Source organism: Candidatus Pelagibacter sp. HIMB1623 (genome assembly GCF_052047695.1).
In the GTDB taxonomy this organism is placed as follows: Bacteria; Pseudomonadota; Alphaproteobacteria; order Pelagibacterales; family Pelagibacteraceae; genus Pelagibacter.
In genome coordinates this window covers 424,982-434,052 of the sequence record NZ_JBNAJN010000013.1, presented here as the reverse complement: position 1 = coordinate 434,052, position 9,071 = coordinate 424,982, and the positions used below count along the sequence as shown (strand labels likewise).

11 protein-coding genes are annotated in these 9,071 nt (G+C 31.9%); 4 read left to right on the top strand and 7 right to left on the bottom strand.

All coding sequences use genetic code 11. The features are described from left to right. Positions 1-17 precede the first annotated feature (17 nt). The 6 genes from ACTTBN_RS06740 to ACTTBN_RS06715 form a co-directional block, all read right to left on the bottom strand. Positions 18-806 carry a cytochrome c oxidase subunit 3 gene (locus ACTTBN_RS06740; protein ID WP_075506420.1) on the bottom strand — a complete coding sequence of 263 codons (789 nt, stop codon included), beginning with the start codon at positions 804-806 and terminating at the stop codon, positions 18-20. A 10-nt stretch (positions 807-816) separates the two neighbouring features. Next, positions 817-1,350: a cytochrome c oxidase assembly protein gene (locus tag ACTTBN_RS06735; RefSeq protein ID WP_256998103.1), complete on the bottom strand. Its 534-nt coding sequence runs from the start codon at positions 1,348-1,350 to the stop codon at positions 817-819. A gap of 118 nt (positions 1,351-1,468) precedes the next feature. After that, a complete protein-coding gene (gene cyoE / locus ACTTBN_RS06730) occupies positions 1,469-2,380 on the bottom strand; it encodes a heme o synthase (protein WP_440681642.1) in 912 nt (303 codons plus the stop codon). A gap of 31 nt (positions 2,381-2,411) precedes the next feature. Beyond that, positions 2,412-4,046 (bottom strand): cytochrome c oxidase subunit I, encoded by a 1,635-nt coding sequence (gene ctaD / locus ACTTBN_RS06725; protein WP_075506423.1) that lies wholly within the window; start codon positions 4,044-4,046, stop codon positions 2,412-2,414. A 1-nt stretch (position 4,047) separates the two neighbouring features. Continuing rightward, positions 4,048-4,863 (bottom strand): cytochrome c oxidase subunit II, encoded by an 816-nt coding sequence (gene coxB / locus ACTTBN_RS06720; protein ID WP_440681641.1) that lies wholly within the window; start codon positions 4,861-4,863, stop codon positions 4,048-4,050. Between the two features lie 60 nt (positions 4,864-4,923). Then, on the bottom strand, positions 4,924-5,625 hold the full coding sequence (locus ACTTBN_RS06715) for an RsmE family RNA methyltransferase (RefSeq protein ID WP_440681640.1): 702 nt from the start codon (positions 5,623-5,625) through the stop codon (positions 4,924-4,926). Between the two features lie 16 nt (positions 5,626-5,641). On the opposite strand from ACTTBN_RS06715, the gene ACTTBN_RS06710 reads away from it, so the two are divergent. Beyond that, complete coding sequence (locus ACTTBN_RS06710; RefSeq protein ID WP_440681638.1) at positions 5,642-6,304, top strand: haloacid dehalogenase type II; 663 nt, start codon at positions 5,642-5,644, stop codon at positions 6,302-6,304. Here ACTTBN_RS06710 and ACTTBN_RS06705 read toward each other — a convergent pair. Beyond that, positions 6,297-6,656: a winged helix-turn-helix transcriptional regulator gene (locus ACTTBN_RS06705; protein WP_440681637.1), complete on the bottom strand. Its 360-nt coding sequence runs from the start codon at positions 6,654-6,656 to the stop codon at positions 6,297-6,299. The genes ACTTBN_RS06710 and ACTTBN_RS06705 overlap by 8 nt on opposite strands. 129 nt (positions 6,657-6,785) lie before the next feature. On the opposite strand from ACTTBN_RS06705, the gene ACTTBN_RS06700 reads away from it, so the two are divergent. The 3 genes from ACTTBN_RS06700 to ACTTBN_RS06690 all read left to right on the top strand — a co-directional run bounded on the left by ACTTBN_RS06700 (position 6,786) and on the right by ACTTBN_RS06690 (position 9,068). Continuing rightward, positions 6,786-7,022: a CDGSH iron-sulfur domain-containing protein gene (locus ACTTBN_RS06700; RefSeq protein WP_440681636.1), complete on the top strand. Its 237-nt coding sequence runs from the start codon at positions 6,786-6,788 to the stop codon at positions 7,020-7,022. Beyond that, positions 7,022-7,432 (top strand): DoxX family protein, encoded by a 411-nt coding sequence (locus ACTTBN_RS06695; RefSeq protein ID WP_440681635.1) that lies wholly within the window; start codon positions 7,022-7,024, stop codon positions 7,430-7,432. Before ACTTBN_RS06700 ends, ACTTBN_RS06695 begins: the two co-directional genes overlap by 1 nt. A gap of 97 nt (positions 7,433-7,529) precedes the next feature. Next, positions 7,530-9,068 carry a glutamate synthase-related protein gene (locus ACTTBN_RS06690; protein WP_440681634.1) on the top strand — a complete coding sequence of 513 codons (1,539 nt, stop codon included), beginning with the start codon at positions 7,530-7,532 and terminating at the stop codon, positions 9,066-9,068. Positions 9,069-9,071: the final 3 nt, after the last annotated feature.

Genomic DNA, 9,071 nt, shown 5'->3' with positions numbered 1-9,071 from the left:
TCTTCAAGGATTAAATACTAACTTCCCCAAACGTATATAGCTGCAAACAAGAATAACCAAACAACATCAACAAAGTGCCAGTACCAAGCAGCTGCCTCAAAACCAAAGTGGTGTTCTTTCGTAAAGTGACCCAATCTTCCTCTCCATAAACAAACAGCAAGAAAGATTGTTCCAACAATTACGTGGAAACCGTGAAAACCTGTTGCCATATAAAATACTGCACCATAAATATGTCCCGAATAATCAAATGTAGCATGATGATATTCGTAAGCCTGTAATAAAGTAAAAAAGAAGCCTAGTGCAACAGTTGCTGTTAATCCTTGAATAAATCCCTTTCTATCGTCTTCTAATAAAGAGTGGTGAGCCCAAGTTACTGTAGTTCCTGATAATAATAAAACTAATGTATTGATTAATGGAATGTCCCATGGATCAAAAGTTTCTATGTCTTGTGGAGGCCAAACATTTCCAACAAACTCATTTGGGAATAAACTTATATCAAAATAAGCCCAAAACCATGCAACAAAAAACATAACTTCAGAAGCAATAAATAACGTCATTCCATATCTGTGATGGATTTGAACAACTGGAGTATGGTGACCTTGATGTTCAGCTTCAATCACAACATCTCTGAACCACATATAGGCTGCATAAATTACAAGTGCTAATCCTAAATACATTCCCCAAGATACATCATTGTGCATATAAAAAATTGCTCCAATAGCTAGCACCAAGCATGCAAAAGATGTAAATATAGGCCAAGGACTTGGGTCTACTAAGTGATAATCATGTTTTTTTTCAGCTGACATATTTTTTTAATTATGATTGTTTATAATAATCTGTCGAGAAAAAAGTATACGACATAGTTACATCCTGTAAGTTTTTAACTGTTGGATCATTTACCAGTTCTGGGTCCAAATAAAAAGTCATAATATAAGTTGCCTTCTCACCTGCCTTAAGTTCCTGTTTTTCAAAGCAAAAACAGCCTAATTTACTATAATATTTTCCAAAACTTGCGGGCGAAACATTGAAACTAGCAACTCCATAGGTTGTTTCGTCTCCATAGTTCTCAACCTCAAACTCAATTCTATTTACCTGACCAACCTTAACATCAATGACATTTGATTTTGCCTTAAAATCCCAAGTGAGATTGTTTACATTCGTATCAAATCTTACACTTACAACTTTATCTAAAACTATTTTCGGGGCTTCTTTAGATACTTGGGTTGTTCCACCAAAGCCAGTTACTCGACAAAAAAGATCATATAAGGGCACTGCCGCAAAAGATAAACCTAACATTAAACAAAAAATACCTGCTAGAAGTAATGGAGTTAATGTTTTGCTCTTAATCATATCTGCCTATCAAATACGCCAACGTTATATAATGTAAAAACAAACAAAAAAACCATAAAAGCTAAAATTGCTAAAGCGGTAATAATATTTTTTTTCTTTGTTTTTTTATCGGGTGTTATCATAAAATTTTATCTATTAAGAAAAATACAAAAACTAAAAACAAATATAATATCGAGTATCCAAAAATTGTTTTTGCTTTTTTTGCATCAAACTTGTTCTTCTTAAATTTGTAAAGTTCAAAACATAAGTAATTATAATAAATTGTCAAAATTAATGATGGAATTAAAAATACTAGACCAACAAAACTAATTGCATATGGGAAAACAATAACTGGCAACATTATTAACGAATAAACAAATATATTTAATTTTGTGCTTTCAACACCATTAGTCAATGGAAGCATTGGAATATTTGCTTTTTTATAATCATCAGATTTATACAAACTTAACGCCCAGAAATGTGATGGTGTCCAAAAAAAGATAATTAAAAAGAAAGTTAATGGCTCAAGTGAAAGCGAGTTAGTAGCTATAGTCCAACCAATTACAGGAGGTAATGCTCCTGCAGCGCCTCCAATAACAATATTTTGAGGCGTTTTTCTTTTAAGCCAAACAGTATAAACCAGCACATAAAACAAAATTGTAAATAACAATAAAGCTGCTGAAATTGTATTTGCAAAATAATCCAAAGCAACAACAGAAAATATTGATAAAGCAATACCAAAAATCAAAGCTTGATTTTTATTAACCTTCCCAGTTGGTATAGGTCTTAAACAAGTCCTTGTCATTAATGCATCTAAATCAGACTCATACCACATGTTTAAAGCTCCAGCGGCACCAGCTCCAATAGAAACTAAAATAATTCCAATTATTGCATCTTTTGTTGGAATAATATTTGGCGCCATTAACAATCCAACCGCACATGTAAAAATTACAAGAGACATTACTCTTGGCTTCATGAGTTTAAATAACTCAGAGAAATTGAATACGTCTTCTTGACTTAAATTTCTATTTTTTAATTTAGACTTAATCATTTAATTTTAGACAGAAAACCTAAATACTTTTTTAGGTAGTAGATTTTTCTGCACTCTCTTCATCTTCAAACTTTGGTAATTCATCAAAAGTATGAAAATTTGGAGGAGACGGTACTGTCCACTCTAAAGTTGTTGCCCCCTCACCCCAAGGGTTTTGTGCAGCAGCTTTTTTCTTATAAAATGCATAAATTAGATTTGCGAAAAATACTCCTAAACCAATTACAGAAATATATGATCCAATTGAAGATATATAATTCCAACCAGCAAATGCATCTGGATAATCTGCATATCTTCTAGGCATCCCCGCTAAACCTAAGAAGTGTTGAGGGAAGAAAATTAAGTTTACTCCAATAAATGTTAACCAGAAGTGTAATTGACCTAACCATTCTGAATACTCGTAACCACTCATTTTTCCAAACCAGTAATAAAAGCCTGCAAAGATTGCGAACACCGCACCTAGAGATAACACATAGTGGAAATGAGCTACTACATAGTAAGTATCATGCATTGCTGTATCTACACCTGCATTTGCAAGAACAACACCTGTAACTCCACCTACTGTAAATAAAAATATAAACCCTAAAGCCCAGACCATAGGTGTCTTAAATGATATTGAACCACCCCACATAGTTGCTATCCAAGAAAATATTTTAATTCCTGTCGGAACAGCAATGATCATCGTCGCTGCTAAGAAATAAGCTTTGGTATCTGTACTTAAACCAACTGTATACATGTGGTGAGCCCATACAACGAAACCAACTATTCCAATTGCTACCATTGCATATGCCATTCCTAAATATCCGAATACTGGTTTTCTAGAGAATGTTGAAACAATATGACTAATCATTCCAAAACCTGGTAAAATTAAAATGTATACTTCAGGATGACCAAAGAACCAGAATAGGTGTTGAAATAATACTGGGTCTCCACCTGTTTGAGCATCAAAGAATGCAGTTCCAAAATTTCTATCCGTTAATAGCATTGTGATTGCACCTGCTAATACCGGAAGTGATAAAAGTAATAAGAACGCTGTAACTAAAATTGACCAAGCAAATAAAGGCATTTTATGCAGTGTCATGCCTGGAGTTCTCATATTTAAAATTGTAGTGATAAAGTTTACTGCTCCTAAAATTGAAGACGCTCCTGCTAAGTGTAAACTTAAAATTGCAAAGTCCATTGCTGGACCAGGCTGTCCCGCTGTAGATGATAAAGGAGGATAGATTGTCCATCCACCACCAACACCAGTTTGACCTGGAGGGCCATCCATAAATATAGACATAATTAATAAAATGAATGAAGTTGGTAACAACCAAAATGAAATGTTATTCATTCTTGGGAATGCCATGTCAGGCGCACCAATCATAATTGGTACAAACCAATTTCCAAAACCACCAATCATTGCTGGCATAACCATAAAGAAGATCATGATTAAACCATGACCTGTTACTAAGACGTTGTATAAATGATAGTTTCCACCTAAAATTCCATCACCTGGATGCATCAATTCCATTCTCATTAAAACTGAGAATGCAGTTCCGATTACACCTGCAACAATTGCAAATATAAGGTACATTGTACCTATATCTTTGTGATTGGTTGAATACGCCCAACGTTTCCAACCAGTTGGTGTATGATGATCGTCGTGTGATGCAGTTTGTGTATACATATTATTTACTCGCTAGTTTTTTAAATTGATCTTCTTCATTAATTTCTTTTGCAAATTTTATTTTAGCCCCAGTAAGCCACTCTTGATATTCTTGTTCAGAAACTACTCTTACTGTAATCGGCATAAAAGCATGTTTAATTCCACAAAGCTCAGAGCATTGTCCATAATAAGTTCCAACTTCTTCTGCTTTAAACCATGTTTCATTTATTCTTCCAGGAACCGCATCTCTTTTAACTCCAAAAGATGGTAATGCCCAAGCGTGCAAAACATCATTTGCAGTAATTAAAACTTTTACTACTTTGTTAACTGGAACAACTAATTCATTATCTACGGCTAATAATCTTGGCTGATTTTCTTTTAAGTCTTTGTCTTCAATCATATAAGAGTCGAAAATAATATTTTCGTCTGGATACTCGTATCCCCAGTACCACTGATAACCAATTGCCTTAACTGTTACATCTGCTTTTGGTATTGAATCTTGTTTATATAAAATTTTGAATGATGGAACCGCCATGACGATTAAAATCAAACATGGAATTAATGTCCATAAAACTTCTACAGCAACATTGTGGGTTCTTTTAGAAGGAACTGGATTCGCTGATGCTCTAAATCTGATACATGCATAGACCATCAAAAATAAAACGAAGACACTTATCGCGATTATGATTGGTAGCAACAATTTGTCATGAAAATTAACTATATCTCGCATAGACTCTGATGCTGCTTTTTGAAAACCTAATTGCCAATCTTTTGGCTGGTTAGCAAACGCAACTGCAGGAGTTAAAATTGAAAGAATTGTTATTAAAATTTTTTTCATTTTTTTATCCTATATAGAACGTCTTCAAAAAAATTACACTTTAGTTTTCGCGACAAAATATCAATTTATGGCGTATTTTATGATCGATATAGCTGAAATTACAGCTGTTTCAGATCTCAATATATTCTCATTAATTTTCAATGGTTGAACACCGCTAAATTTTAGAATCTTAGCTCTTTCCTCTTCAGAAAAATCTCCTTCTGGACCTATAATTACACATGTAGGTTTATCTGTAACCTTCTTTAAATCTACTTTGGTATTTTCAGAATTTAGATCAGTAAAAATTAAATCAACTTTATTGTTATTTAAAAAATCATCTAATGATTTTGGGTCTTCAATATCTGGAACATTAATTCTATTCGATTGCTCTGCTGCTTCAATAATTACTTTCTCTAATCGCTCTTTATTAATTTTACGAACAATCGTTCTATCAAATATTATTGGAATAAATTTTGTAACTCCTAACTCAGTTGCTTTTTGAATCATAAAGTTAAAATAATTTGATTTAATTGGAGAAAATGCCAACCACAATTCTTTTGGATTTTCTTTCTGTCTTAATTGTTTTGTAACATTAAATTCAACAATACCTTTTGAGATATTTAAAATTTTTGCTTCCCATTCACCACTGCTGTTAAATAATGAGAAAGTTTCATTTTCTTTAACTCTCATTACTTTGTTTACGTAATGCGATTGAGATTTATCAAGTGTACCAGTTAAATTATTAGATAAACTTTTAGAAAAATATAATCTAATGTTACTCATATTATTAAATTAGTTTATGAAAAATATTAAAGCAATAATTTTTGACGCTTACGGCACTTTATTCGATGTAAATTCAGCAGCAGAAAAATGCAAAGATAAAATTGGTGATAAGTGGGAGGCTTTTGCAAATTATTGGAGAACCACACAATTAGAATACACTTGGCTTAGAAGTTTAATGAAAAGGCATAAAGATTTTTGGCAAATCACTGAAGACAGTTTGGATAAATCAATGAGTGTATTTGAAATAGATAATCCAACGAGAGATGAATTATTAGACCTCTATAAAATTCTCTCACCTTTTGAAGAAGTTCCAAAAGTATTAAAATCTTTAAAAGAAAAAAATTTTAAACTAGCAATACTTTCTAACGGTACACCTTCTTTGTTAAATGAATTGGTGCAAAGTAATAAATTAGACAATTTATTTGATGATATTTTTTCTATCGAAGAAGTTGGTATTTTTAAGCCTGACTCTAAAGTTTATGATATGCCAATAAAAAAATATAAAATTGAAAAAAATGAAGTTGCTTTTTTAAGTGCAAATACTTGGGATGTATCTGGAGGAGGAAACTATGGATATAATTCTATATGGGTAAATAGAAATAATAATACATTTGATAAACTTGATTATTCACCACAACATGAAATTAAAAATCTAAAAGAGTTACTGAATATTATCTAATTCTATTTTCTTCAAAGTTTTTATTTAATTTTAATGAAATAGTTCTTGTGTTTTTTCTATTCCAATCAGAAAAAGATTTTAAAATAGGAATTACTGATAAGCCAAATTCCGTAAGTGAATACTCTACTTTTGGAGGTACTACTTGATAAACTTTTCGGTTCACAATACCATCAGTTTCTAACTCTCTAAGTTGTTTAGATAACATTTGTTGAGTTATAGTTTTTAATGCCTTTTTTAGTTCGTTAAATCTTATTTTCTTATTATTAAACAATGTAAAAAGAATTCTTATTTTCCATTTGCCACCTAAAAAATAAATAGCTCTTTCAGCTGGACAATTAATTAAATTTTTCATGAATAATTAAATAACTATTTTATTTTAATTATCAAGGTATGATTTTGTATACTAGTATGAAAATATTGCGTTCTTGCATACTTCATAACAAACTATTAGTTATGCTCTAAACTAATTGAAAGGGTAATTATGACTAAAGGACAAAGAGCTGGAGATGGACCAATAGCAGTAGAGGTTGAGAAAGATAAATCTTATTATTGGTGTAGATGTGGGAAGAGTTCAAAACAACCATTTTGTGATGGATCTCATCAAGGTTCAAAATTTACTCCAGTTGCATACAAAGCTGAAGAAACAAAAAAAGTATTTTTTTGTGCTTGTAAACAAACTAACAACCAACCACTTTGCGATGGTTCACACAGTAAGTAATGATTAAAGCAAGTAAAAGAACTAAAAATATGAACAACATCTTAGATCTAACTGGTAGAGTGCTTATTTCTCTAATTTTTTTGTTAAGTGGAATTAACAAAATTGGAAACTATGAAGGAACAGTTGGCTGGATGGAGTCTTTAGGTGTGCCTGGCATTTTTTTAATACCAGCAATCATACTTGAGATAGGTGCACCAATATTAATTATGATTGGATATAAAGTAAAAGTTTCAGCAGCTTTATTAAGTATATTTTGCATCGCTACAGCAGTTATTTTTCATAATAATTTTTCTGATCAAATGCAGTTTATATCTTTTATGAAAAATATTGCTCTTGCTGGGGGTTTTTTATTCTTAGTTGTTAATGAAACAAAAGATTTCAGTCTAGATAAAAAACTAAATAGTCGTTAATTAACTAAATAAATAAGTGTCTTAATGCTTTAAATTAAGACACTTATAAAAAATTACATATTATTTTAAGATTTAATTTATTAGATTAAGAGTATTAATGGACAAGCCAACTATAGCAGATAACAAACCTAAAAAAGTAGAATTAGTACAAAATGAAGAATACATGTTTTGTACTTGTGGAAAATCTAAAAACCAACCATTTTGTGATTGGTCTCATGCTGGTACTTCGTTTAAGCCTATAAATTTTAAAGCAGAAGAAACTGGTAGTGCTTATCTTTGTATGTGTAAACATAGTAGCAACAAACCTTATTGTGACGGTACACATAAAAATTTTACCTCTGATCAAATTAATAAATCAGAAGAAGTTTCAAACACTAATGAAATAACGAGTACAGAAGAAGAGCCACATCTTGCATACATCCATGAGCTTGCAAAAAATGGCTTAACAAAACTTGGTCATCATGGAGAAATGGGAGCTATGGGTGTTCCCTCGAGAGACTTGCCAAAGTGGGAAGATATTCAAATACTTACTGCTCAACTAGCAAAAAAACCTCTCCTAGATAACGATAAAGTTGGAACAGATATAATTATAGGTAAAAACTCAAAAAAACCTCTAACTTTAAATATTCCAATTTTTGTATCAGATATGAGTTTTGGTGCGCTATCAGAAGAGGCAAAAATTGCTTTAGCAAAAGGTGCAGAGAGAGCTGGTACAGGAATTTGTTCGGGAGAGGGTGGAATGCTTTTAGAAGAGCAAAAAAATAATTCAAAGTATTTTTATGAGCTTGCCTCAGCTAAATTTGGTTATTCAGAAGATAAATTAAAAAATATTCAAGCATTTCATTTTAAAGGTGGTCAAGCTGCAAAAACTGGGATAGGTGGGCATTTACCAGGGAACAAAGTTAAAGGTAAAATATCTGAGGTAAGACAAATTCCAGAAGGTGAAGATGCTATCTCCCCTTCTACTTTCAAAGATCTAACAACTGTTGATGATTTTTTAAATTTCTCAAACAGAGTTAGAGAGTTAACTGGTGGTATTCCGATAGGATTTAAGTTGTCTGCTCAACATATAGAAGATGACATTGAATTTGCAGTAAGTGCTAGTGCTGATTATATTATTCTTGATGGGCGTGGTGGTGGAACTGGGGCTGCTCCTTTAATATTTAGAAATAATATTTCTATTCCTACGATTCCAGCCTTAGCAAGAGCTAGAAATTATTTAGATAAAAAAGGTTATGACCATGTATCATTAATTGTAACAGGTGGATTAAGAACTTCTGCAGATTTTGTAAAAGCACTTGCTCTTGGAGCAGACGGTATTGCAATCTCCAACTCAGCTATGCAAGCAATAGGATGTGTTGGTGCTAGAATGTGTAATACAAATAATTGCCCCGCTGGTATTGCCACTCAAAAACCAGAACTTAGAAAAAAATTAAATATTGAAGAATCCTCTGCAAGATTAACTAGATTTTTTAATGCATCTGTAGATCTAATGAAGATATTAGCAAGAGCGTGCGGACATGATCATCTTAATAAACTTTCTATAAATGACTTAACAACGTGGAAAAAGGAAATGAGCGAGCTATCTGGTGTGTCATTTGGTGGAGTTATAAATAATAAGCAAAACAATAAATAAAGG